Annotated in this window: 21 protein-coding genes and 1 tRNA gene; 5 read left to right on the plus strand and 17 right to left on the minus strand. The window is 64.2% G+C overall.

Going from position 1 to position 22,485, the window contains the following annotated elements; genetic code table 11:
* Positions 1-34: 34 nt before the first annotated feature.
* Genes LWF01_RS13595 through speB form a run of 3 tightly spaced genes read right to left on the minus strand, consistent with a single transcriptional unit; the run spans position 35 to position 4,308 of the window.
* Positions 35-1,498 (minus strand): sodium:solute symporter family protein, encoded by a 1,464-nt coding sequence (locus LWF01_RS13595; protein ID WP_349637903.1) that lies wholly within the window; start codon positions 1,496-1,498, stop codon positions 35-37.
* A 51-nt stretch (positions 1,499-1,549) separates the two neighbouring features.
* A complete protein-coding gene (locus LWF01_RS13600) occupies positions 1,550-3,256 on the minus strand; it encodes a thiamine pyrophosphate-binding protein (RefSeq protein WP_349637904.1) in 1,707 nt (568 codons plus the stop codon).
* A gap of 5 nt (positions 3,257-3,261) precedes the next feature.
* A complete protein-coding gene (speB, locus tag LWF01_RS13605; RefSeq protein WP_349637905.1) occupies positions 3,262-4,308 on the minus strand; it encodes an agmatinase in 1,047 nt (348 codons plus the stop codon).
* A 151-nt stretch (positions 4,309-4,459) separates the two neighbouring features.
* Here speB and LWF01_RS13610 point away from each other — a divergent pair, with 151 nt between their 5' ends.
* Positions 4,460-6,247: a PucR family transcriptional regulator ligand-binding domain-containing protein gene (locus LWF01_RS13610; RefSeq protein WP_349637906.1), complete on the plus strand. Its 1,788-nt coding sequence runs from the start codon at positions 4,460-4,462 to the stop codon at positions 6,245-6,247.
* Between the two features lie 101 nt (positions 6,248-6,348).
* Here LWF01_RS13610 and LWF01_RS13615 read toward each other — a convergent pair whose 3' ends face one another.
* The 5 genes from LWF01_RS13615 to LWF01_RS13635 form a co-directional block, all read right to left on the minus strand.
* Positions 6,349-7,926: an SLC13 family permease gene (locus LWF01_RS13615; protein ID WP_349637907.1), complete on the minus strand. Its 1,578-nt coding sequence runs from the start codon at positions 7,924-7,926 to the stop codon at positions 6,349-6,351.
* 233 nt (positions 7,927-8,159) lie between these two features.
* Positions 8,160-9,236 (minus strand): histidinol-phosphate transaminase, encoded by a 1,077-nt coding sequence (locus LWF01_RS13620; protein WP_349637908.1) that lies wholly within the window; start codon positions 9,234-9,236, stop codon positions 8,160-8,162.
* 249 nt (positions 9,237-9,485) lie between these two features.
* Positions 9,486-10,328: a MetQ/NlpA family ABC transporter substrate-binding protein gene (locus LWF01_RS13625; RefSeq protein ID WP_349637909.1), complete on the minus strand. Its 843-nt coding sequence runs from the start codon at positions 10,326-10,328 to the stop codon at positions 9,486-9,488.
* A 180-nt stretch (positions 10,329-10,508) separates the two neighbouring features.
* Positions 10,509-11,225, minus strand: coding sequence for a methionine ABC transporter permease (locus tag LWF01_RS13630; protein WP_349637910.1), 717 nt, complete (start codon positions 11,223-11,225; stop codon positions 10,509-10,511).
* Positions 11,222-12,199 (minus strand): methionine ABC transporter ATP-binding protein, encoded by a 978-nt coding sequence (locus tag LWF01_RS13635; protein ID WP_349637911.1) that lies wholly within the window; start codon positions 12,197-12,199, stop codon positions 11,222-11,224. Before LWF01_RS13635 ends, LWF01_RS13630 begins: the two co-directional genes overlap by 4 nt.
* 291 nt (positions 12,200-12,490) lie before the next feature.
* Between LWF01_RS13635 and LWF01_RS13640 the strand changes: the two genes are divergently transcribed.
* Positions 12,491-13,603 (plus strand): alpha/beta hydrolase, encoded by a 1,113-nt coding sequence (locus LWF01_RS13640; protein WP_349637912.1) that lies wholly within the window; start codon positions 12,491-12,493, stop codon positions 13,601-13,603.
* Positions 13,604-13,816: 213 nt separating this feature from the next.
* Here the strand turns inward: LWF01_RS13640 and LWF01_RS13645 are convergent.
* The 5 genes from LWF01_RS13645 to LWF01_RS13665 form a co-directional block, all read right to left on the minus strand.
* Positions 13,817-13,907: transfer RNA gene (locus tag LWF01_RS13645), tRNA-Ser, on the minus strand.
* Between the two features lie 157 nt (positions 13,908-14,064).
* Positions 14,065-14,496, minus strand: coding sequence for a tRNA adenosine(34) deaminase TadA (gene tadA / locus LWF01_RS13650; protein WP_349637913.1), 432 nt, complete (start codon positions 14,494-14,496; stop codon positions 14,065-14,067).
* A gap of 26 nt (positions 14,497-14,522) precedes the next feature.
* Positions 14,523-15,083 carry a tRNA adenosine deaminase-associated protein gene (locus tag LWF01_RS13655; RefSeq protein WP_349637914.1) on the minus strand — a complete coding sequence of 187 codons (561 nt, stop codon included), beginning with the start codon at positions 15,081-15,083 and terminating at the stop codon, positions 14,523-14,525.
* 100 nt (positions 15,084-15,183) lie between these two features.
* Positions 15,184-15,885, minus strand: a complete 702-nt coding sequence (locus LWF01_RS13660) for an ABC transporter ATP-binding protein (RefSeq protein ID WP_349640931.1) — start codon at positions 15,883-15,885, stop codon at positions 15,184-15,186.
* Positions 15,846-16,013, minus strand: a complete 168-nt coding sequence (locus LWF01_RS13665; RefSeq protein WP_349637915.1) for a hypothetical protein — start codon at positions 16,011-16,013, stop codon at positions 15,846-15,848. The genes LWF01_RS13660 and LWF01_RS13665 overlap by 40 nt, the downstream gene beginning before the upstream one ends.
* 74 nt (positions 16,014-16,087) lie before the next feature.
* Between LWF01_RS13665 and upp the strand changes: the two genes are divergently transcribed.
* A complete protein-coding gene (upp, locus tag LWF01_RS13670; protein ID WP_349637916.1) occupies positions 16,088-16,723 on the plus strand; it encodes a uracil phosphoribosyltransferase in 636 nt (211 codons plus the stop codon).
* 486 nt (positions 16,724-17,209) lie between these two features.
* The gene (locus LWF01_RS13675; RefSeq protein WP_349637917.1) at positions 17,210-17,929 is read left to right on the plus strand and encodes a winged helix-turn-helix domain-containing protein; all 720 of its coding nucleotides are present in this window, start codon (positions 17,210-17,212) and stop codon (positions 17,927-17,929) included.
* 67 nt (positions 17,930-17,996) lie between these two features.
* On the opposite strand, the gene LWF01_RS13680 is transcribed toward LWF01_RS13675, so the two are convergent.
* The gene (locus LWF01_RS13680; RefSeq protein WP_349637918.1) at positions 17,997-19,385 is read right to left on the minus strand and encodes an FAD-binding oxidoreductase; all 1,389 of its coding nucleotides are present in this window, start codon (positions 19,383-19,385) and stop codon (positions 17,997-17,999) included.
* 109 nt (positions 19,386-19,494) lie between these two features.
* On the opposite strand from LWF01_RS13680, the gene LWF01_RS13685 reads away from it, so the two are divergent.
* A complete protein-coding gene (locus tag LWF01_RS13685) occupies positions 19,495-20,544 on the plus strand; it encodes an endonuclease/exonuclease/phosphatase family protein (RefSeq protein WP_349637919.1) in 1,050 nt (349 codons plus the stop codon).
* 110 nt (positions 20,545-20,654) lie between these two features.
* On the opposite strand, the gene LWF01_RS13690 is transcribed toward LWF01_RS13685, so the two are convergent.
* The 3 genes from LWF01_RS13690 to LWF01_RS13700 are packed head-to-tail and all read right to left on the minus strand — an operon-like array spanning position 20,655 to position 22,415.
* Positions 20,655-22,139, minus strand: coding sequence for an aldehyde dehydrogenase (NADP(+)) (locus LWF01_RS13690; RefSeq protein ID WP_349637920.1), 1,485 nt, complete (start codon positions 22,137-22,139; stop codon positions 20,655-20,657).
* Positions 22,111-22,284, minus strand: coding sequence for a hypothetical protein (locus tag LWF01_RS13695; RefSeq protein WP_349637921.1), 174 nt, complete (start codon positions 22,282-22,284; stop codon positions 22,111-22,113). The genes LWF01_RS13690 and LWF01_RS13695 overlap by 29 nt, the downstream gene beginning before the upstream one ends.
* Positions 22,257-22,415: a hypothetical protein gene (locus tag LWF01_RS13700; protein WP_349637922.1), complete on the minus strand. Its 159-nt coding sequence runs from the start codon at positions 22,413-22,415 to the stop codon at positions 22,257-22,259. The genes LWF01_RS13695 and LWF01_RS13700 overlap by 28 nt, the downstream gene beginning before the upstream one ends.
* Positions 22,416-22,485: the final 70 nt, after the last annotated feature.

Raw genomic sequence — 22,485 nt, forward strand, 5'->3', positions numbered from 1 at the left:
CCGGCATAAGGCGCGGCCGCAGGCAGCCTCAGGGTCAGCTCGTCCGGTTCGTTTCCGGATCTCCCTCGATCGACTGGTCTTTGCCGCTGATCCGCTTCGTCCACGCCGTCAGGATTTCCGGATCGGTCGGCTTAGTCAGCAGGCTGACCGCGATGTAGACCACAAGTGCAGAACCCAAGCCGTAGTAGATCGGTTCGTTGGCGAAGATGTCACGTACGACCAGCATGGTGCCGATCGTGACGACGCCACCCGCAATCATCGACGCCATCGCGCCCACGATCGTGCCGCGCTTCCACACCAGGCCGCCGATAATCGCAACCAGCAGGCCGCCGACCAGCAGGTCGTAGGCAATCGTCAGCGCGCCGACCACGTCCTGGATCAGGCACGCCAGCCCAAGCATCAGGATGCCGAAGGCGAGGATGTAGAGCCGGTTGCCCCTGATCTCGTCGTGGCTGGATTTCTCCGCGGCGGCGTGCCGCTTGAACAGTGCCGCGACCACGTCCTTGTTCGCAACTGTGGCCGCGGCAATCAGTGTGCCGGAGGAAGTCGACATGATCGCGGCCAACGCGGCGGCCAGAACGAGGCCGGCAAGGGCCGGCGGCAGCGTACCGCCCACGACCTGGGCAAACGCGTCATCTGCCACCTCGAGGTTCGGGATGATGACCTTCGTCGCCATGCCGATCATGGCCCCGGCAACGCCGAATGCCAAGCAGTAGAGACCGGACGTCAGTCCACCCCAGCGCGCAACGCCCGGGCTGCGCGAAGTGAATACCCGCTGCCAGATGTCCTGACCGATCAGCAGGCCGAAGCCGTAGATCACGAAATAGGTCAGGATGGTGCCGCCGCCGATCGCGGTCAGGCTGAAGAACTCCGGAGGCAGCGCGGCCTGCATCCCGCTCCAGCCGCCTGCCTTGCTGATCACGATCGGCAGCAGAATGAAGAAGATGCCGACGGTCATGATCAGGAACTGCACGAAGTCGGTCAGCGTGATCGACCACATTCCGCCCAGAATCGAGTAGATGATCACCACGCTTCCGCCGAGCAGGATGGCCGGAATCCGGTCGATGTCGAAGAGCACGCTGAAGACCGTGCCGTAGGCAACGGTCGAAGTGACGGCGAGAAACAGTGCGTAGAACATCATGATCGTGCCGGACAGCAGCGCCGATCCCCTGCCGTAGCGCAGGTCCAGCATCTGCGGGACGGTATAGACCCGAAGTTTCTGGATCCGGCCGGCGAACAGCAGGCTGAGCACGCAAATCCCGATGCCGATGGCGAACACCAACCACATCCCGGAGATGCCGTGGGTGTAGCCGAGCCCGACTCCGCCGATGGTCGACGCGCCACCGAGCACCACAGCGGCAAGAGTGCCGGAGTACAGGAATGGGCCGAGCCGGCGACCCGCGACGAGGAAGTCCGACTCGCTCTTGGCGCGACTGCGGCCCCAGAGTCCGATGCCGATCATGCCAAGCATGTAGACGACGATGACGACTATGTCCATGGTCAAACCCTTTGTCGTGGCGACCCGCCTATTGCGGGCCGACGCAGTGAACTAACTGGTGAGGTCGAGCGTGATGATGGTGGGGCCGTTGCAGCTGAGCGCGTCGGAGACCAGCGACGTCAGGTCTTCGACCCGGGTCGTCCTGACCCCGCGGGCACCCATCGATTCGCCAAGTGCGGCGAAGTCTGGGCGGCGAAGTTTAACGCCGACGTGCTCCATCTCGCGGGAGTCCATCTGATCCTGGATTTCGCGATAACCGCCGTTGTCGATGATGACGATCGGGATGGCGAGCTCCAGTTCGACCGCGGTCATGATCTCCTGGATCGAGAACATCGCCGCCCCGTCACCGAGCAGGCAGACGACCTGATTGTCAGGGGCACCGAGCTTCGCGCCGATCGCCGCTGGGATGCCGTAGCCGAGTGTTGCGAAGCCAGGCATGTACAGGTGCTGGTACGGCTTTCGGGCGGCAAAGAAGTGCACGGATCCGAGGTAGGTGATCTGCGAGCTGTCACCGGTCAGGATCGCGTCGTCGTTCATCGCCGCCCGCACGGCGGCACAGATGGCGGGCGCCACCGGGTAGTCCGGCTCCGCCTCCGCATACGATGCCTCACGGAGCTTTGCCGCGCGTTCGCCGCCCGCGCTGCGGTCGACATCAGCACCCGTCGGCCCGTTGCCCGCATCGTGTTCGGCATCCGAACCGCTTTCGCCGCCCGCCGGCTCGGACCGATGCGTTTCGGTGAGGCGGGTCTGAATGGCGGCCAGGAACTCACCGGCATCGCCATGACCCAGAATCTTTCCGGGCAGGTTCTTGTGCAGTTGGTCTGGATCGATATCGCAGCGGATCACCAGCGGCCTGGCCGGCGCGTCCGGCTCGCCGCCGATCCGTCCTCCCCATAGGTCGGAATCCGCAAGCTCCGTGCCGACAACAAGGATGACGTCGCATTTCGCCGATTCATCTTGGATGGCGCGCAGCCGGATATTGGCGCCAAGCGACAGCGGATGCAGTTCGTCCAGCACGCCCTTGCCATTGACCGTCGTGACAACTGGCGCGTCCAGCGTCTCCGCCAGCCGGGTCACCTCGGTGCTGGCATGACAGGCGCCGCCGCCGGCAACGATGAGTGGACGGCCGGCCGAAGCGAGCGCCTCGGCTGCTGCCGCGACGGCATCCTGATTGGCAACCGGCCGCGATACCTGCTGTTGCGCCGCCGGACTGCCCGACCACGAGCCTTCGAGGATGTCCAGCGGAACCTCTATGTGCACAGGGCCCGGACGCCCTGACCGGAACGTGGCGAACGCATCCGCGACGGCCTGGGCAGCGCCCTCCGCGGTCCGGGTACGGCGGCTCCACAACAGAAGATGCTCGATCGCGCCGCTGGCGTCCTTGGTTTCGTGCAGCAGCCCGGCATCCGCACGTTCAAGTCCGACCGGGACTCCCGGCGAGAGCACCAGCATCGGCCGGGATTCGGCATAGGCGGTGGCAGCCGCGGTGATCACGTTCGTCAGGCCGGGGCCGGATGTCGTGATCACCACGCCGGGCTTGCCGGTGACCTGCCAGTAGCCGTCGGCGGCATATCCCGCGCCCTGCTCGTGCCGCGGCGTGACTGCCCGGATGCCGAATGTCTTCAGATGCCGATAGAACTCGAGGTTATGAGTGCCTGGGATGCCGAAGATCATCTCCACGCCGTGTGCGTGCAGGGTGGAGACGACGGCGAGGGCACCGTTGCGGAACTTCTCCGGCGTACCGGCGAAATCGGTCATTGTCCCTACTTCGCCCTATCCGGCGTAACGCCGAGATGTGCCGCGATCGGACCGGTCGGTCCGGTGGCGCCCTGGGCGTTAGCGCCCATCACCGACAGCAACTCGTAGCCGACCTGGGCGGCGGCGAGTCCGGTGATTTCCGCGTGATCGTAAGCCGGTGCAACCTCGACGATCTCCGCCCCGACGATGTTGAGGCCCTGTAGACCGCGGATTGAGTTCAGCAGCTCGCGGCTGGTCATCCCGCCGGCCTCCGGGGTTCCGGTACCTGGCGCGGCAGCAGGGTCGAGCACATCGATGTCGACCGAAACGTAGACCGGTGCATCACCGAGCCGGCGGCGCATCCGCTCGATCACGTTCTCGATGCCCTTGAACTGGTAGTCGTCGCTGCGCACGATCTGGAAGCCGAGGACGGCATCATCCTCGAGGTCCTTCTTCGAGTACAGCGGACCGCGAATGCCGATATGCATGCTGCGTTCGAGATCGATCAGACCTTCTTCGGAGGCGCGGCGGAATGGCGTGCCATGCGTGTAGGGCGCTCCGAAATAGGTGTCCCAGGTGTCGAGGTGCGCGTCGAAATGCAACACCGCGATCTTGCCGTGGGTGCGGGCGTGCGAACGAAGCATCGGCAGCGCAATCGTGTGGTCCCCGCCGATGGTCAGCAGCTTGGCGCCGTCGGCCCGGAGCTCGTCGGCGGCCTGCTCGATCGAGGTGATCGCCTCCTCGATGTTGAACGGGTTGACGCCGATATCACCGCAATCCGCGACCTGCTGGCTGGCGAACGGGAATACGTCCGTCGCCTGGTTATAGGGGCGCAGCAGCCGCGAGGAGGCCCGGACATGCGACGGTCCGAACCGGGCGCCGCTGCGGTAGCTGACCCCGGCGTCATAGGGGATGCCAAGAATCTTGACGTCGACCGAACCCGCGCCGTGTTGGGTTTCCACCTGATCGATCCGCGGCAGCAGCCCGAACGTCGGCGGCCCGGCGAAGCGGGGAATCTGGGTACAGTCCTGCTGACCGATTGGTTCACGGTTTGACGATGATTCGACGCTCACCTGATGCTCCTTCGCACACTTCTGCATTGAACTCCAAAGCCCTCTTTCGAACACAGGGCACCTATCGAACCTAGCGCCTGCTCCACCCCCTAACGCGATATACACACTGTCGAAGCGCAGACTTTGACACGCCACGGTGGATAATCGTGACATGGTCAAACTCAGCGATATCGTCGGACGGAAGGACCTGGACCTCGAAGTGGTCTGGCCACACCGCACCTCGCTTCGTGACCGATTCCTTGAGCGGAACGTCGACGCGGCGAGCGTCTCGGAGCTCTCCGACCCCGGTCCCTGGCTGCAGGGTTCCGAGCTTCTGATGACGATCGGCCTGCTGCTGCCGGACAGCGAGGCCGGATGCCGTGACTATCTCCACCGGGTCGCGAAGGCCGGTGCGGCGGCCGTCGCCATCGGACTTGGCGCCGAACTTCCACATCAGCAGGTGCCGGACCGGCTGATCGAAGCCGCCGCCGCAGTCCGGATTCCGCTGCTCGCCGTGCCGCAGGCAGTGCCCTTCGTCGCGGTCACGAAGGCGTTCGTCGAGCTGCGCACCGAAGCCGAACGGCGCGGACTCGAATGGGCCCTGCAGGCACAGCGCTCGATCACGGTCGCGGCAACCAGGCCAGGACCGGTGCAATCCATGGTCAAGGCGTTTTCAACCGCCGCGGCTGCCGACGCGGTCGTGCTCGATGCCGCCGGGCACGTCAGCGCCGCCCATGGCCCTGGCGCCGGCTCGCTGCCCGAGCTGCTCGGCGGCCAGCTTGCGCGGATGCGAAAGCAGCCCGGTCGCTCTGCTTCGATTGACTTCGACGGCAAGGTCGTCCGGGAGGTGCACCCGCTCGGCATCGCCCGCCCGCGTGCATGGCTATTGATCCAGCGCGGCACGGCTGATTCCAGCAGATCCGGAGGCGTGCCAGGCGGCAGCAGTGCGGCCGGCAGCGTGGCGGGCGGCAGCGTGCCAGGCGGCAGCAGTGCGGCCGGCAGCGTGGCGGGCGGCAGCGTGCCAGGCGGCAGCAGTGCGGGCGGCAGCGTGGATGACGGCGTTCGCGACCGGACCGGCAGCGACTCCGCGCAGCATCGGGTTGTCACCGCGGGACTCATCTCGCTGCTGAGCCTGGAACTGGAAAGGAGACATGCCGCGCTCGAGGAGGTGTGGCGATCAGGCCGCGATGCGTTCGCCGAACTTGTGAGTTCCACCGTTGACGACGGCGCCGCGCTTGCGTTGCTTGGCCGAGCCGGGATCAACCCCTTTCCGGTGTTGGCCGGCTCGCACCTCGAATCCGATACCCGGCCGTGGGGCATCTTCGGTCCACTCTCCGGACGCCGGGTTCGCGTGCTCGCCCTCAGCCAGCGCGAACCGACTCCAGGACAGCATCATCAGCTGCTGGCCGAAGATCTGGCATCGGAATTCGAAGGCACTCTGGTGAGTTTCGACCCGGCCGCTGTTTTCCTGCTGATCGCCCATGACGACGCCCTCAGTGACCGACTCACCGACCTGGCCCTGGAGCGGAACCTGGCCCTCGGCATCGGCAGCGTACTTCGCCCTGGGGCCGCGAGGGTGTCCTATCAGCAGGCACGGGCCGCGCTGCGGCTCAGCCTGAACTCCGGCCAGGCCGAAACCGCGGCCGGGGACGCCGACTTCCGCCAGATGCTTGACCTGGTGTCCGCCGAACGACTTGGCGAGTTCGCACTTTCCGTACTCGGCCCGGTAATCGCCATCGACGACTCGGACCACTCGATGCTTGCCACGCTTCGCGCCTACATCGACCAGCGCGGCAACCAGGACGCGAGCGCCACGGTCCTCGGAATCCACCGGCACACAGTGCGCAACCGGATCGCCCGGATTGAGCGGGCGACCGGCCGTGACCTCGGCGCCCCGGACAGCCGGCTCAACGTGGCGCTCGCCCTGCATGCCTACGACCATTTCCCGCAGCAAAGCTGAGAAACTCCGGCAACCTCAACAGCGAAACGGTCCGCAAAGTCGGCTTGGTCGTCACATATTTGGGACGAAGTCACCGACAAACCGGACCGTTTCGCCAGGAATCAGCCCAGCTTGAGCAGGGCGCCCATGCCCATCACGCCCGCGACGATGATCACAATGCCGACGATGTCCAAAGCAACGCCCGATCGGACCATTTTGGTGATCGGCACCATCCCGGTTCCGTAGACGATGGCGTTCGGTGGCGTCGACACCGGAAGCATGAATCCGAACGATGCGCCGAAGATGGCGGCGAGCGCGGGAATCACGGCATTGACGTCGGCCGCGACGGCCAGCGGAATGATGATCGGTACGACGACTCCAACGCTCGCCGTGTTGCTTGTCGTTTCGCTGATGATCACCGCGATGACCGTGCCGAGGATTGTTAAACCGAGCAATGTCTGGATACCGAGCAGACCGCTCAGGCCGCTCCCGATCGCCTCCGCAAGCCCGGTTGAGCCAAGCAGACTTCCCAAGGCGATGCCGGAGCCGAAGAGCACGATCGTTCCCCAGTCGATCCGGGCGGCGTCATTCCACGTGATGGTGAACTTGCGCTGCGACCAATCGACCGGCAGCACGAACAGCAGGGCCGCCGCGACGATCGCCACCGCGCCCTCGTTCATGCGGTCGGTTACCGCGTCGTACACCGCACCCTCGCCGCCAGTGAACAGCCCGATCAAGCCGGGCGTCACCCACAGCAGCACGGCCACGCCGAACGCGATCAGTGTGTTGCGGCCTCCCGCACCCATCCGGCCCAATTTGGCGTGCTCCTCGCGGACATACTTCTCGACGCCCTCGATGTGCTTGACTTCCGGCCGGTTGAGCATGACGAGCAACACGCACAGCACGGCGAACATGACCACGACGAGCGGGAAGGCCAGCACCATCCAGGTGAAGAATGGAATCGTCTCGCCGGTTGCGTCCTCTATGAACGCGCGGCCGATCAGGTTGGGCGGGCTGCCCACCGGCGTGAGCAGGCCGCCGATGCTAGCCCCGTAGGCCACCATCAGCATCAGCGCGGTCGCGAAGCGGAGACGTCCCGGTTTTACCGAGTCACCGGACTGCGACGCAATCATGTTGGTCAGGAACCCGACTATGCCAGCAGCGATAGGCATCATCATTGCGGCCGTGGCGGTATTGGAAATGAAACCACTGAGCAGGGCTGTAATCGCCCCGAAGGCGACAATGATCCGAACCGTCGAGTTTCCGATTCCCGGAAGCCTTAGAACACCAAAAGCGAACCGGCGGTCGAGACCGTGCTTGCGCATAGCTTCGGCGATGATGAATCCGCCGATGAACACGAACAGAGTGCTGTTGCCGAAGAGCGCGAAAACCTCGTCAGCTGGTGCGACGTTGCCGAGCACCACGAGGCACATGGCGACCAGCGAGGTCACCGGGATCGGGATCGCCTCGCTGATCCAGTAGATGATGACGAACACGACGATGCCGGCCAGCCGCTGCGCTGGGGCGTCGAGGCCCGCGGAAAGGAAGTAGACCGCAAGGCCGGCGAGCGGCCCCAGAATCAAGCCGATCGTGCGCCTGCCGCGTTCGAAGCGTTGCTCGGCCGGGCTGAGCGTCTCGGCGACCTCGTCCATCGTTCGGTATGTCGTTGGCCGCGCCGGCTCTTCGGGCTTAGTTGACATGATCCACTCACCCCTCAGCGTCATTGCTGCCTTGTTTATACTGCATCAGCAGCTGGTAGTCCATCGTTGCGCCAGTCGCTGCATGCATACGACCAGTTCCCACTGCACAGCTGAGGGCTGGGCACGAGGCCGGCTGATTTACAAGCGAAACGGTCCGCAATGTCGGCTTGGTCGTCACATATCTGGGACGACCTCAGCGAGAAAGCGGACCGTTTCGCCTCGGGCCTGGCAGGCTAGAAGTTCTCCTTGCGGAACTCGTCGGCGATCTCGATCAGCCGGTCCGACGCCTCAGGTTCCGCGATGGTGCATCGCACCCCGACATCGAGGTTCCGCACGCTGAGAGCCCGGGCCCGGCAGGCGGCATCGAAGGCGTCGGTCAGTTCACCCAGCGGCAGCCAGATGAAGTTGGCCTGCGAGTCGGGAACGTTCCAACCCTGGGCAAGCAGCGCCCCGCGCACCCGATTGCGCTCGGCGACGATTGAGCACACCCGTTCTCGCATCTCATCCTCGGCGCGCAGCGAGGCCAGCGCGGCCTTCTGGCTCATCGACGTCACGCCGAACGGGATGACAGTTTTCGTCAGTGCCTCGATAACATTCGGCCGGGCGACCGCGAAGCCGATTCGCATCCCGGCCAGACCGTGCGCTTTGGAGAAGGTGCGCAGCAGCACCACGTTATTCCGGCCTGCGAAAAAGTCGAGTCCGTCCGCGGCATCCGGATCGGTAATAAAATCCAGGTACGCCTCGTCGAGCACGACGATTACGGATGGCGGCACCTTGCCGAGGAATTCCTCGAGCTCGTCGCTGCGGATGGCCGGGCCGGTCGGATTGTTCGGCGTGCAGAGGAAGATCAGCCGGGTACGCTCGGTAATCGCATCGGCCATCGCCGGGAGGTCGTGGCGGAATTCCTCGGTGAGTGGAACTTCCACGGCTTTCGCCGCGGCAAGCCCGACGACCTGCGGATACATCTCGAATGACGGCCAAGCGTAGATGGCCTCATCGCCGTCGTCGCACGTCGCCTGGGTGATCGAGTTGATCAGCTCCGAGGAGCCGGTGCCGATGATGAAATGATCGGTCGGCAGATTCAGTCGAACACCGAGTGCGCCGACGAGTTCAACTCCAAAGGTGTCCGGATACCTGGCCGGAGTGGCCGCGGCCTCGGTAATCGCCTCGATCACCGAGGGCAGCGGCGGCAGATAGCTTTCATTGGAGGAGATCTTGTAGCTGACCAGGCCGGCAATCTCCTGCGGCGCCTTGCCCGGAATGTATGGCGGAAAAGCATCGAGGGCCTTCCGCAGTTTTGGAATGTGCATGGAACACACTGTACGAGCAGGTATCGGAACCGAACGCTCAGGCCTCGCCGCGTCGGCTGTCGCAGGCAGCCGCCATCCCGAACCGAACGCTCAGGCCTCGCCGCGTTGGTTGCTGGCAGCTGCCATCCGGGTCCGAACGCTCATGCCTCGCTGCGTCGGTTTGTCGCAGGCAGCGCGGGAACTTCCCGCGCTGCCCGTAACAAACCACACCTGACGCGGCCTAACCGGACCGAATCCTAAGCAGGTGACCTAGAACGCTGGAAGTACCTGTCCGTCGGTCCACTCTTCCTCGATGAACTTCTTCACTTCGTCGGAGTGCAACAGCTCGTCAAGCTTCTTGAGCGATTCATTGTTCTCGTCGCCGGCGCGAGCCGCGAGGAAGTTGGCGTACGGGTTGTCTTCTGCCTCTTCCACCAGGACGCCATCCTTGCTGGGTGCCAGGCCAGCCTCAAGGGCGAAGTTTCCGTTGATCACGGAAGCGTCGACGTCATCGAGGGTGCGAGCCAGCTGCGCGGCGTCCGCCTCGACGAACTCCAGGTGCTTCGGGTTGTCCTTGACGTCGTTGATCGTGGCGTTGACGATGTCCTTGTCTTCGGCCAGCGTGATTACGCCCGCCTTGACCAGCAGGTCGAGCGCGCGTCCCTGGTTGGAAGGGTCGTTATTGATGCCGATCTTGGCACCGTCCTTCAGCTCCGAGATGTCCTTTATCGACTTCGAGTAGAGAGCGAACGGCTCAAGGTGTACACCCTTGAAGTGAGCCAGTTCATAGCCCTGACCTTGCACCTCGGACTCGTAGTACGGCAGGTGCTGGAAGTAGTTCGCATCCAGGTCGCCATCGACGAGCGCCTTGTTCGGGGCTGTGTAGTCGGTGTACTCCTTGATGTCGAGCTTCAGCCCGGCGTCCTCGGCGAGGTTGTCGTTGACGAACTTGAGGATGTCGCCGTGCGGCACTGGCGAGACGCCGACTGTCAGGGTTGTGACGCCGCTTGCTTCCTGGCCGACCTCGGCCTTGTCGTCAGGCACGAGGCCACAGGAACTGAGGGCGAGTGCTGCAGCGGTGGTAACCGCGAAAAGCGCTGGGATCTTGCGCATTGGTGTTTCCTTTCGAGAATGATTTCCTACCCGGTCTACCCGGACTAACCGGATGCCGGTCGTAGAAAAGTCGTGGTGTGTAACAAAGAGGTGTGTAACTAAGAGGTGTGCAACAAGCGGTGTGTTGCGAACGCGGCTTCGCAGGCCGGCAGCCAGGCTGACCCTGCCCGGGGCACGGGCTCAGCGATGATCGATCAGCCGGGCGATCCGGTCGCCAAAGAACTGCACGATCGCGACGAGCGCAACAAGCAACACGATGCAGACAATCATCACGTCGCCCTGATAGCGCTGGTATCCGTAGGAGATCGCCAAGGCACCGAGACCGCCGCCGCCTACCGCTCCCGCCATTGCGGTGTAGGCGATCAAGGTGACGATTGTGATGGTCAACCCGCCCACGATGCCCGGCCTGGCTTCCTTGTAGAGCACGTCGCGGATTATCTGCCTTTTGCTGGCCCCCATCATCTGGGCGGCCTCGACTTTTCCGAGCCCGACCTCGCGCAGCGCATTTTCGACCAGCCTGGCGAAGAACGGAATAGCGCCGACGCTGAGCGGGACGGCGGCTGCGTACCAACCGAGCGCGGTGTCCACCATGAATCGGGTGAACGGAATCAGCGCGATCATCAGGATGATGAACGGGATCGACCGGCCAATGTCAATGATCAGGCTGAGCATCCGGTAGACGGCGACCTGCGGCGAAAGACCCTTCGGACTGGTGACGTGCAACCAGATTCCAAGCGGCAGCCCGAGCAGGGCTGCGACTATCGAGGCGACGACCGTCATGTAGATGGTCTCGAGGGTCGCGGGCAGCACCTGGTCCTGGATGACCGGGTTGTTGAACCACTGCGGGTCCTTCGCTGCGGCCAGGATGGCCGAGACACCTGTCAGTTCGGCGTTCATGCCACCACCTCCGCGTATACGCCGGCCCTGGTCAACAGCTCGATGATCTGCCCGGAGTCGTGACTGTCACTCACCTCGAGCTGCAGGCGGCCGACCCGGCGACCGCCCACTGTTTCGATGGTTCCGGCAGCGATATCGGCGCCGACACCGGCATCGGCAAGCAACGCCAGCAGTTTCGTGGCCGACGGGGTGTCCTCGGTGGATCCCAGACCTACCTCTACGAGGCGCATTCGTTCACCGACCGGAAGCGGGGGCAACGGAATGAGCTCCTTGCTCAGCGTGGAGCCGGAGTGGGCCAGCACCTCGACCAGTGAGCCGGATTCTGCAATCTTTCCGTTCTCCAGCAGGGTAACCGAGTCGCAGACCTCACGGACGACGCTCATCTCATGGGTGATGATCAGCACGGTGATATTGAGCCGGTCACGCAGGTCCCGGATCAGGGACAGAATCTGCCGGGTGGTTCCTGAGTCCAGTGCGGAAGTCGGCTCGTCACAGAGCAGGACGGCCGGCTCGGCGGCGAGCGCCCTGGCGATTCCGACCCGCTGTTTCTGACCGCCGGAAAGCTGCGCTGGGTAGTTCCCGGCGCGATCGCGCAGGCCGACAAGGTCGAGGAGCTCGCGAACTCTGGCGTCGCGCTGCTTTTTCGGAACGCCGGCCACCTCCAGTGGGTGGGCGATATTGCCTGCCGCAGTGCGGGAGTCGAGCAGATTGACGTGCTGGAAGACCATGCCGATCCTGCGGCGCGCTACCCGGAGCTTCTCGCCTGTCAGTCCCGACACTTCCTGCCCGTCGATCTCGACCGAGCCCTCGCTGGGCTTTTCCAAGGCAGTGAGGCAGCGGATCAAGGTTGATTTTCCGGCACCGGAACGTCCGACGATGCCGTGGATTTCACCTGCGGGAACGTGCAGATCGATGCCGTCAAGCGCGACGACATCGCCTGCGAATTTTTTGCGCAGGCCGGTCAGAGTAATCATGTCTTCTCCGGGCGTGTGCCGCGAAACACCAGATGAGGCGCCGCGTGAATTTGGCCAGACATTTCATCACCGCTGGCACGACGTTCCAGTGTGGCATCTCGTGGCCACCCGCCGCATTTTCACCGGGTCGAATATGACGATTTATGACCGTCGCGTGGCACAGCTCACGAAAACCTGCTCACGACAGCGTGAGGCAGTTCACGAAAGTACGCCCTCGATTACTGCCGGGCGGCAAATTCTCCGCATGGTCCGGGGTCGATGCATAGACTGATCACGGACAAGCGGAGGGTAATGAGCGAGACGAGCAACGACTGGCAGCCAGATATTTTGGGAACCGGCTTCGAACAGCTGGCGCTCCCGCTCGATGACGACAGCCAGGGCAGCGTCGTCGCGACACTGATCCGCTACCGTCCCTCGTCACAATCGGCAACGGCGCCCAACGCGGCCGCGAACGGCACGACGCGCCTGGCCAGTCAGGACCAGCCGAACGCACCGGCGGCTAAGACAAACGTGCTGTACGTGCACGGCTGGTCAGACTATTTCTTCCAGACCGAACTCGCTCAATTTTGGCACCACGCCGGCGCGAACTTTTACGCCCTGGATCTTCGTAAATATGGCCGGAGCCTGGGTCCGCATCAGACTCCGGGCTACATCACGAGTCTGACTACCTACGATGAAGACATCGAGGCCGCACTGAAGGTCATTCAGACCGAGAATCCGGAGAGCCGCCTGATCCTCAACGGGCACTCCACCGGCGGCTTGACGCTGTCCCTCTGGGCCAACCGGCATCCCGGCGTGGCAGATGGTCTTGTACTGAACAGTCCATGGCTGGAGTTCCAGTGGAAGAGCCGGGCACGGATGGCGATTTCTCCGTTCGTGAACCTGAGCGCCAAGACCCGCCCCGGCAGCCCGATCCCGATCGTGATGCCCGACTTCTACGCCCGCACGGTGTCATTCGCCAATGAAGGCCTGCTGGAGTACAACGTCGACTGGCGGCCCAGTCGAGGGTTTGCCATCTATCCGGCGTGGCTGAACGCAATCTTCACCGCTCATTCCCAGGTGGCTGAAGGGCTGCGGATCGACTGCCCCGCGCTCGTCCTGCTGTCGAGCAAGAGCCTGCTGCACGCCCGCTGGTCTGAGGATATGAACGAGTCGGATGTCGCGCTCGATGTCGATGTCGTCGCACACCGGGCGCTGTCGCTTGGCGAGACGGTTACAGTTTCCCGAGTCCCCGGCGCCGTGCACGACATCGTGCTATCTCCCAAGTCGGTGCGGGAACGTGGTTTCGCCGAGATCACCCGCTGGCTCGGCGGCTACCTCCCCGAGCCAGATGCACCGGCCGTTGTGCACCAGAATCATCGACCGCCACGTTGGCAACGGGTGCTGCACGCGCTCCGGGATTAACTGCGGTGCGGGATTAACGAGCCCACTGACACAGTAAGTGCGTTTAGGCGCGGACAAAACGTCCCTACTCTGACATTCGAGAGCGGGACTACCCCGCCTGCCAACGATCTTGCGGTCTCGCCACGCCAGGACGGCGTCAGCTGAACACAAAAGCCCGCCCCGGTCCGAAGACCAGAGCGGGCTCATTGTGAACAATGATTCGACTCATCACATTGGCGGTAGCGGTGGGATTTGAACCCACGGTGCGCTTTAAACGCACACAACATTTCGAGTGTTGCACCTTCGGCCGCTCGGACACGCTACCGCGAATAACCTTACCGAATGGAGGGCCGTTGCCCAAAACCGGACGCCGGACGGCGCGAGTTCTCCGGCTTCCGGCTCGATTTCCGTAGGCGTAAGGCCCGCCCCATCCCCGTACGCGTGATGCCTGCACCGTCACCGTGAGCGAAGAGGCCCCGCCCCTACCGCCGTGCGGTGAAGAAGTCACGAAGAATTGCGCCGCACTCCTCCTCAAGCACACCGGGGATGATCTCGATGGTGTGGTTCGAGCGCCGGTCGCGAACCACATCCCAGACAGAACCTGCGGCTCCGGCCTTTTCATCCCAGGTGCCCAGGACAATTCGTTCGACACGAGCAAGCATCGCCGCACCGGCGCACATCAGGCATGGTTCGAGCGTGACCACGAGAGTGCACCCATCCAGCCGCCAGCTCCCGACGGCGGCAGAGGCCTCCCGAAGCGCGATGACTTCCGCGTGCGCCGTCGGGTCGTGGAGTTCCTCACGCTGGTTGTGGCCTTGGCCGATGATCGCACCCTCCGCGGAGACGACGACGGCTCCGACCGGAACGTCACCGGCGGCCTCGGTCAATGCAGCCTGCTCAAGGGCAGCACGCATCAACCGAAAATACTCGTTCCCCGGTCTCAGCGCAGCGCCTCGAGCAGTTCGCCGAAGCCAACCTCGTCTCCGATATCGGTCAATACCTGGCCAGGATCTTCCGGATGTTGAACCACCAGTTCGCACAGCCGGGTAGCATCGACGCCGCGATCGGCCAACAAATCAGCATCCCCGGACCACTCGGGTGGGGCATTCAGGGTGAGGACCGGTGAGGCCTGGGTTTCGTCATCCTCGTTGTCCCCATTGGAACCATTGGACGATTTCCGTTCCTCGTCGTCAGACTCTTCATCTGCATCGAAGTCGTGCGCCTTCAGGTTCAGGTAGTCAGCCAACACTTCCGCGAATTTGCTCTGCGCTGCCGCGTGAACATCTGAGACAAACACCCGTGGGTCGTCATCGCCAATGATCCGAACCAGGGCAAACCACTCATCTTCATGCTCAATCACGGCCACAGTGTCGTGCCCGTTCACCGAGACGGTGCGCATCAGATCAGCTAAATCTTCGAGGCTGACGGCATCGGACGCGTCCACGTCCCGGGCTCGCCAGCTGTCCCCGGTATCCGATAAGACTGCAGTAAAGTACGACACCTCTTCATCATTCCAAAGAAACCGGGTTTTGGGAACGGTGCGGCCGGGCCGCTTCTCCGCTGCAGACCAACCCCGCTTCCGGGCCCTTATGGGCCGGATGTCAGCCCGGATAACTTCCGCTGAAGGCCGAAGCTGTCGCGGTCCAGCGATTTCCACTGCGGCCGATGTCGATCGGATAGTCGAATGCCTCGGAGACCAGCCGAGTGGTCAGCACCTCGTCCGCGTCTCCTGCCGATGTGATCCGTCCGCGGCCGATCAGCATGGCATGGGTCGTGGTCGGAGGCAGCTCTTCCAGGTGATGCGTCACCAGGATGCTTGCGAGGTCGGCATCGGCGGCGTGCACGGCATCGATGCTGGTCAGCAGCTGCTCCCGAGCCGCGACATCGAGCCCGGTCGCCGGTTCGTCCAACAGCAGGAGTTGCGGCCTCGGCATCAATGCCCGGGCAATCAGGGCACGGCCACGCTCCCCCTGCGAGAGCTCACGCCAGTCAGCGTTCGCTCGGCTGGTTACCCGCAGCATCTCCAGCAGACCATCCGCCCGCCGGACCTCTTCTGTAGTTGGCTCCCAGCGCGGTTTCAGCGCGGCGGTTCCGGTCAGCCCAGTCAGCACAACCTCGCGCATGGTGAGCGGGCCACGTACCCGGTGGCGCGGATCCACGTGGCCGATGTGCTTGCGCAACTCGAAGATGTCGACCCGGCCCAGCTGATTGTTCAGGATCCGGGCCACGCCGCGGGTTGGATGTTGGTACGCACCGATGATGCTCAGCAGAGTTGATTTCCCGGCACCATTGGGCCCAAGCAGCGCCCAGTGCTCCCCGCGCCGATCCGAGCGCCGACGGCGTCAAGCAACAGGCTGCCGTTACGCACCAGGTCGACTCCGTCGACCTCCACGACCGTTCCGAAGGCGTCCGGACCAAAGGGACTTTGCATTGTCTGCCTCTCTTTCTGCTCTCAACACGCTATGCGGTCGCGCGGATTCTTGACCGTCAGGGTAGGTTTTCCCTATGCGCCTGCACGTTGCCGATCACCCGCTGATTGCCCACAAACTGTCCGTACTTCGCAGCAAGGACACCGATTCCCCGACGTTCCGTCGGCTTGCCGAGGAACTCGTCACCCTGTTGGCGTACGAGGCGACACGCGACGTACGGGTTGAGCCGAAACAAATCCAGACCCCCGTCACCGAGATGACCGGCGTCGCCATTTCGTCGCCACGGCCCCTTGTGGTGCCGATCCTGCGCGCCGGCCTAGGCATGCTCGAAGGCATGACCCGCCTGATTCCCACCGCTGAGGTCGGATTTCTCGGCATGGTCCGCGATGAGCAGACGCTCGAGGCCACGACATACGCCGAACGGCTGCCCGACGACCTCTCCGGTCGGCAGATCTTCGTGCTGGACCCGATGCTGGCGACCGGCGGCACACTGGCCGTCGCCATCCAGTTCCTGCTCGACCGCGGCGCGCGCGATGTCGTCGCGGTCTGCCTGCTCGCGGCCCCCGAAGGCGTGCGGCTGATCGAGCACAAGTTCGACGCCCGGGCCAACGTGACCATCGTTACAGCAGCGCTCGACGAACGCCTGGACGAAAACGGCTACATCGTCCCCGGCCTCGGCGACGCCGGCGACCGCCTGTACGGCGTGGTCTGACCGCTTGTCTCGGCGACGCCGGTGACCGCCTGTACGGCGACGCCGGTGACCGCCTGTACGGCGTGGTCTGACCGCTGCTGGTGGCAATCCGACCGGCGTAAGTCGCGTCACAAATCGTCACATTCATTCTCAGATTGTGACCAAGTGTTGCAGCGATCCGTGAAATAGCTAAGAATCGTCTCGTGCCTACCAAACAACAGATGTCCAAGATGCCGCGCGTGATGCCCAGCGCCTGCGGCTGCTGTTGTTGTCTTTAAGAACTGACTCAACAAGCTGTGCCAGCCGCAGGCGGCAGGCGATGAAGGCAGCGATCCCCACAGTTTTTCGGTCCACCGGCGTTATCCGGTGGCAAGACCTTGGAGTATCACAATGGGCGGAAACAGCTCGGCAAACGCAGTAAGTTCTCCGGTTCCATCCCGTAGGGGATGGCATTCGGCCGGTCAGGGAGTCTCCGCGAAGCGCCTCGGCGCACGCGCCCTTTCACCAGTGTCCGACGACACCACAACCCGGACCTACGGTCCGGAAGGCGTCACGCCGTCGGCTCGTGCCGCGCGCGGAATCATTCTCTACCTCGGACTCGATGAAGCCAAGGCCTCGGCAGATGGCACAAACCTGGTGGAGATCGCCGAGAAGCTGCAGCGGTATGCCCGGCAGCTCGCTTCACGCGCCGACACCCAGGCAGTTGTCGCCCTAGCTCCTGAGGGCCCGAATCGCGATCTCGACGCAGTCCGCGCGGTCGCCGCGGGATCACCGGCCGCCACAGGGCAGACCGCATCGGCGCATGGTCCGGTACGGAGCCGCGTTCCCAGCCGCGTTCACGCACCGGGCACCCGCCAGCAGCCGGCGACAGCTACGCCCAACCGCGGCAGCATTCCGGAGGCGGGACTGCTTATCGACGCCCCGCGTCGCGAAGTCCATATCGATGGTGCCCTGAGCAGCCTGACCTACAAGGAATTCGACCTGCTCGCCTTCCTGGTCTCCCGCGAGGACCGGACTGTGAGCCGGTCCGAACTGATCGCCGAGCTCTGGTCCAACGGCCCGGCCGAAGAAGTGCCGACCGAACGCACTGTCGACGTGCATATCCGTCGTCTGCGTACAAAGCTGGGCCGCTACTCCAGCATCGTTCGCACGATTCGGGGCGGCGGCTACCGTTACGACGATCATCCCGATGTCGTCGTCTGGCAGGCAATCGCCCGCCCGGTGTAGAAACTTAGCGGCAACCTAAAACGCGCGCCTCCGAACTCACTCGTTCGAAGGCGTGCGTTTTAGGTTTCTAGCCGATCTGCTTGCCGGGGTTCAGGATGCCCTGCGGATCGAAGCTGTGTTTGATCTCTTCCTGCAGGCGCAGCGAGGTTGCTGAGAGTTCCCGGCGCAGACCCTCGCGCTTGAGGATGCCGACGCCGTGTTCGCCGGTTATCGTCCCGCCGAGTTCCAGGCCGAGCAGCATGATCTCCTCGAACGCGACCGCGGCACGTGCCTTGGCGGCCTCGTCTGCCCGGTCGAAGATCACCGTTGGGTGCATGTTCCCGTCACCCGCGTGACCGGCCGTGGCCACCTTGATGTCATTTCGCTCGGCAATCTCTTCGATGCCGGCAAGCAGGTCAAGCATCCGGACCCGCGGCACCGCGACATCGTCGGTGAAGTTCCCGCCGAGCACCTCAAGCGCTGCGTGCAACGAGCGGCGGGACTGCAACAGCATCGCCGCTTCCTGATCGTCGGCGGACTCCGCCACATCGATCGCACCGTTCGCCGTGGCTATCTTCGCCATCCGGGCGACGTCCTCAAGTGCTTCCGGCGAATCGGACTGCGCGAGGATCAGCGCACAATCATCGTCGAAGCCCATGTCCTGCAGCGCGTTCACCGCGGCGACAGATATCGGGTCGAGGAATTCCATTAGCGACGGGGTCACGCCGGAAGCCATGATCGCGGTAACCGCCGCGAGTCCGCTAGCCGAGTCAGGGAAGGTGGCGGCCATCGTCAGTGAGGGTCGCGGGGCTGGCTTCAGCCCGAGGATGACCTTGGTGATAACGCCGAGGCAGCCTTCGGAACCGACGACGAGGCTGGTCAGGTCGAACCCGGCGACGCCCTTGGCAGTCCGGCGTCCGGTCTCGAGCACAGTTCCGTCGGCCAGCACCAGCTCAAGCCCGCGGACGAAGTCACCGGTGACACCGTATTTAACGCAGCACATCCCGCCGGCGTTGGTCGCTACGTTCCCGCCAATCGTGGAGATCTCCCAGGAGCCGGGATCCGGCGGGTAGAAGAGCCCCTGCTCGGCGACAGCGTGCGACAGCTCCTTGTTCAGCACTCCGGGCTCCACGACCGCTACCTGATCGTCGACACTGATTTCGAGGATCCGGTTCATATCGCGAACTGAAAGCACGAGACAACCATCGATGGCGTTCCCTGCGCCAGACAATCCGGACATCGCACCCTGCGGTACCACCGGGATGCCGTGCTTGCTCGCGGTGCGAAGCGCATGCACGACGTCATCGCGGGACGCTGCCCGCACGACGGCGACCGGAACACCCGCCGGCGAGAAGGATGCCATGTCGAAGCGGTAGGTTTCGAGTTGATCGGCGCCGCTCAGGAGCGCCTTTTCCGAAAGTCCGGAGGCGAGGTCTGCGAGCAGGGCTTCCTTGGCGAAAATCGTGGGAGTTGTCACAGCTTCTTAGCCTATGCCACCTGCAATACCGGCACGAATCCTTCCCGGGAGCGTTCACGATCTTCATCATTCGCACGATCTGCTCAGGTTCATCCGATAGAAAGGCTCAGTGACTCTCATCGACCGAACCGCCCATAACGGCGGACATCCCGAGCGACCCAAGCGGTCTGCCGCTCCCGGCCGCCCCGGCCGTAGGCCTGGCAATTCACGGCGGCGACGCTCACGCGGGATCATCATCGCGATAGCTGCCCTCGTGCTGGCCGCAGCCATTGCCGGCCATCGTTTCATCCCCGAGACCGGCGGGCTCGGGCTGGTCTGGGAGAGCGCCTTACCGTGGGCCTGGGTTCTGGTCGCAGCCCTCGCGGTCCTGGCACTATTTCGCCGTTCCCTCGTCGCCGGCGCGGGTGTGCTAGTTGCCGCGCTGACCTGGTCAGCGTTATTTCTGCCGGGACTCCCCTTCCAGGGTCAGCCCATGCCGGCCGATGCCGACACGTCGGCCGGCGGAAAGTCGACAGAGCTGGTCGTCGCCACCCACAACGTCGGCGCGCGGTTGCCGCAGCCCACGGCGACTGCCAATTCGCTGATCGACTCGGGTGCGGACATCGTCTCGGTGCAGGAGCTGGCCGGCAAGAGTGGCGGGATAATCGGCGAGAGGTTGACGGCCGCGTACCGGTATCACAAGATAGTCGGCACCGTGGGCCTATGGAGCCGGTATCCGATCAGCGATGTCACCCGCCAAGATCTCGGCATGGACTGGACCCGGGCGTTCTCGGCCACCGTCACGACGCCGGCGGGAGACGTCCGGGTCTACGCCGCGCATCTGCCATCGGTTCGTCCAGGCGCTGAATCGGCACGCAATGACGCGCTCGAACGGCTGGCGTCCACTGTCGCGGCTGACGATGCGGAGAGGATCATCCTCGCCGGCGATCTGAACACCGCCGCAACCGACCGCCATCTCGTTGCACTCACCGACCAGCTCACCGACACCAGCATGTCGAAGGCCGGCGATTTCGGCTTCACCTGGCCGAGCAAGGCGCCGGTCACCCGTCCGGACCATGTGATGGTCAAGGGCATCGATGTGGTCAGCGATCAGGTTCTGCCCTCGATCAGCAGTGATCACAGGGCCGTCATAGCCCGGGTCGCACTGCCCCAGGGCTGATCTGGTCCTACTGCCCAGGGCTGTCCCGCGAGGCTCGATCGCCAGGGCTGACCCGCGGGTCAGACTCGATCGCGGGGCTGACCCGCGGCGAAGCAAGCGTCGAATGCTACTCAGACCTCGGCCGGGAACTCCAGCCGGCCGTTGATCCGTTGTGGCACGCCCCAGGAGTTCACATCCTGCAAGGCGATCGGCAACAGGGCCTGCGGAACATTCTGGTAGGCCACCGGTCGCATGAAGCGTGCGATCGCCGCCGTGCCGACCGACGTAGTTGCTGGTGCCGTCGTGGCTGGGTAGGGGCCACCGTGCTGTTGTGCGTACGAGACGACGACACCGGTGGGCCATCCTCCCCACAGCAAGCGCCCGGCCCGATCGCTCATCAGTCGGATCAGCTCGGCGGCGATCGGCTCGTCCTTCCGGGCGTGCAGCGTCGCAGTCAGCTGTCCGCCGAGTTTTGCCAGGACCTTTGTCAGCTCGGAAACGTCGTCATATGCGATGACGAGGGCGGCCGGGCCGAAACACTCGGCAGCCAGCAGATCGGGATTAGCCAGGAAGTCCGGAAGTGTGGTGGATAGCAGGGTCGGTGTCGGCGCGTCAGAATACGCCTCATCGCCCAGGACCAATGGTGCGGCGAGCCCCGAATCGACCAGGCGTTCAAGCCCGGCCCGGTATCCGGCGACGATTCGATCATTCAGCAGCGGGGCCGCCCCGGGCCCGGCATCCGCGTCGAACCTTGCCGCCAGTTTCTCTTCCATGCCGGCGCCGGCAGGGACGAACAGCAATCCGGGTTTGGTACAGAACTGGCCCGCACCCAGGGTGAAAGATCCGATGAAGCCGTCGACGATGGCGTCGGCATCGTCGAGGACGGCTCCTTCCGTGACGAAAACCGGGTTGGTGCTGCCGAGTTCACCGAAGAATGGAATGGGCGCCTCCCGGCTGACGGCGATATCGAAGAGCGCACGACCGCCTCGGATCGACCCGGTGAAAGCTCCTGACTGAATCCGCGGGTCACGCAGGACGGTGCGGCCGGCCTCGTCGCCGAAGATCACCGCAAACACGCCATCCGGCGCCCCGACCTCGGCAAGTGCCTTGATAACGAGTTCACCGGTACGGGCCGAAAGCTCGGGATGTCCGGGATGGGCCTTGAGCACGACCGGACAGCCGGCAGCGAGCGCCGATGCCGTGTCGCCACCTGCGACCGAGAAGGCAAACGGGAAGTTGCTGGCTGCGAACACGACCGCCGGCCCAAGTGGGACATTCACCCGGCGCAGATCCGGCCGGGGGCCCATCCCCCAGTCCGGGTCGCTCCGGTCGATCCGGGCGTCCAGGAAGGCTCCGTCGTCCAGGGTCTGCGCAAAGAGCCGGAGCTGGAACGTCGTTCGGCCGAGTTCACCGGACAATCGCGACTGGGACAAATGGGATTCCCGTTCGGCGATCGGCGCCAGCTCGGCCGCCGCGTCGTCGAGCCGGTCGGCGATCGCCCGCAGCGCTGCCGCCCGGGAGCTGGGCGAGAGGTCGGCAAACGGTCGTGCAGCTGACTGTGCGGCGGCCAGCACGACCTCGAGCTGCTCACTGCTGGTTGGCGTTTCGGCGGTCATGGCGAAGCTCCCCCGCTAGTCCTGCTTTGGGTCTTATGACGACCTTACCGGCGCAGGCTCCCGAGTCGACGTGGATTCCAGTTCCGCTTCCGGCATCCGGTAGTTCGTCGACATCGATCAACGGATTGTCGTCCTGGGTCGCCACCAGGGTTTTGCCTCACCCTCGGTCTCGACCGCAGGCATCGATCCCTGCAGTGGTTTGCGTGCGGTCTCCGGCATGAAGGCAGCGGCGATCACCCCGATGACGCCGGCGAACATCAGGTAGAAGGCCGGCATCAGGTCGTTGCCCGTGCCGTTGATCAGCGCCGTGACAACGAACGGCGCGGTGCCGCCGAAGATCGAGACG

It is taken from the genome of Saxibacter everestensis (assembly GCF_025787225.1).
Lineage (GTDB): Bacteria > Actinomycetota > Actinomycetes > Actinomycetales > Brevibacteriaceae > Saxibacter > Saxibacter everestensis.

Bases quoted from the DNA above. Each gene is read 5' to 3' on its own strand.
- LWF01_RS13620 (WP_349637908.1), bottom strand. From the start codon at position 9,236: ATGCACATTCCAAAACTGCGGAAGGCCCTCGATGCTTTTCCGCCATAC.
- LWF01_RS13665 (WP_349637915.1), bottom strand. From the start codon at position 16,013: ATGCAAAGTCCCTTTGGTCCGGACGCCTTCGGAACGGTCGTGGAGGTC.
- LWF01_RS13690 (WP_349637920.1), bottom strand. From the start codon at position 22,139: ATGACCGCCGAAACGCCAACCAGCAGTGAGCAGCTCGAGGTCGTGCTG.
- tadA (WP_349637913.1), bottom strand. From the start codon at position 14,496: ATGCGTGCTGCCCTTGAGCAGGCTGCATTGACCGAGGCCGCCGGTGAC.
- LWF01_RS13630 (WP_349637910.1), bottom strand. From the start codon at position 11,225: ATGAACGCCGAACTGACAGGTGTCTCGGCCATCCTGGCCGCAGCGAAG.
- LWF01_RS13625 (WP_349637909.1), bottom strand. From the start codon at position 10,328: ATGCGCAAGATCCCAGCGCTTTTCGCGGTTACCACCGCTGCAGCACTC.
- upp (WP_349637916.1), top strand. From the start codon at position 16,088: ATGCGCCTGCACGTTGCCGATCACCCGCTGATTGCCCACAAACTGTCC.
- LWF01_RS13635 (WP_349637911.1), bottom strand. From the start codon at position 12,199: ATGATTACTCTGACCGGCCTGCGCAAAAAATTCGCAGGCGATGTCGTC.
- LWF01_RS13610 (WP_349637906.1), top strand. From the start codon at position 4,460: ATGGTCAAACTCAGCGATATCGTCGGACGGAAGGACCTGGACCTCGAA.
- LWF01_RS13615 (WP_349637907.1), bottom strand. From the start codon at position 7,926: ATGTCAACTAAGCCCGAAGAGCCGGCGCGGCCAACGACATACCGAACG.
- LWF01_RS13595 (WP_349637903.1), bottom strand. From the start codon at position 1,498: ATGGACATAGTCGTCATCGTCGTCTACATGCTTGGCATGATCGGCATC.
- LWF01_RS13700 (WP_349637922.1), bottom strand. From the start codon at position 22,415: ATGCCGGCCTTCTACCTGATGTTCGCCGGCGTCATCGGGGTGATCGCC.
- LWF01_RS13640 (WP_349637912.1), top strand. From the start codon at position 12,491: ATGAGCGAGACGAGCAACGACTGGCAGCCAGATATTTTGGGAACCGGC.
- LWF01_RS13600 (WP_349637904.1), bottom strand. From the start codon at position 3,256: ATGACCGATTTCGCCGGTACGCCGGAGAAGTTCCGCAACGGTGCCCTC.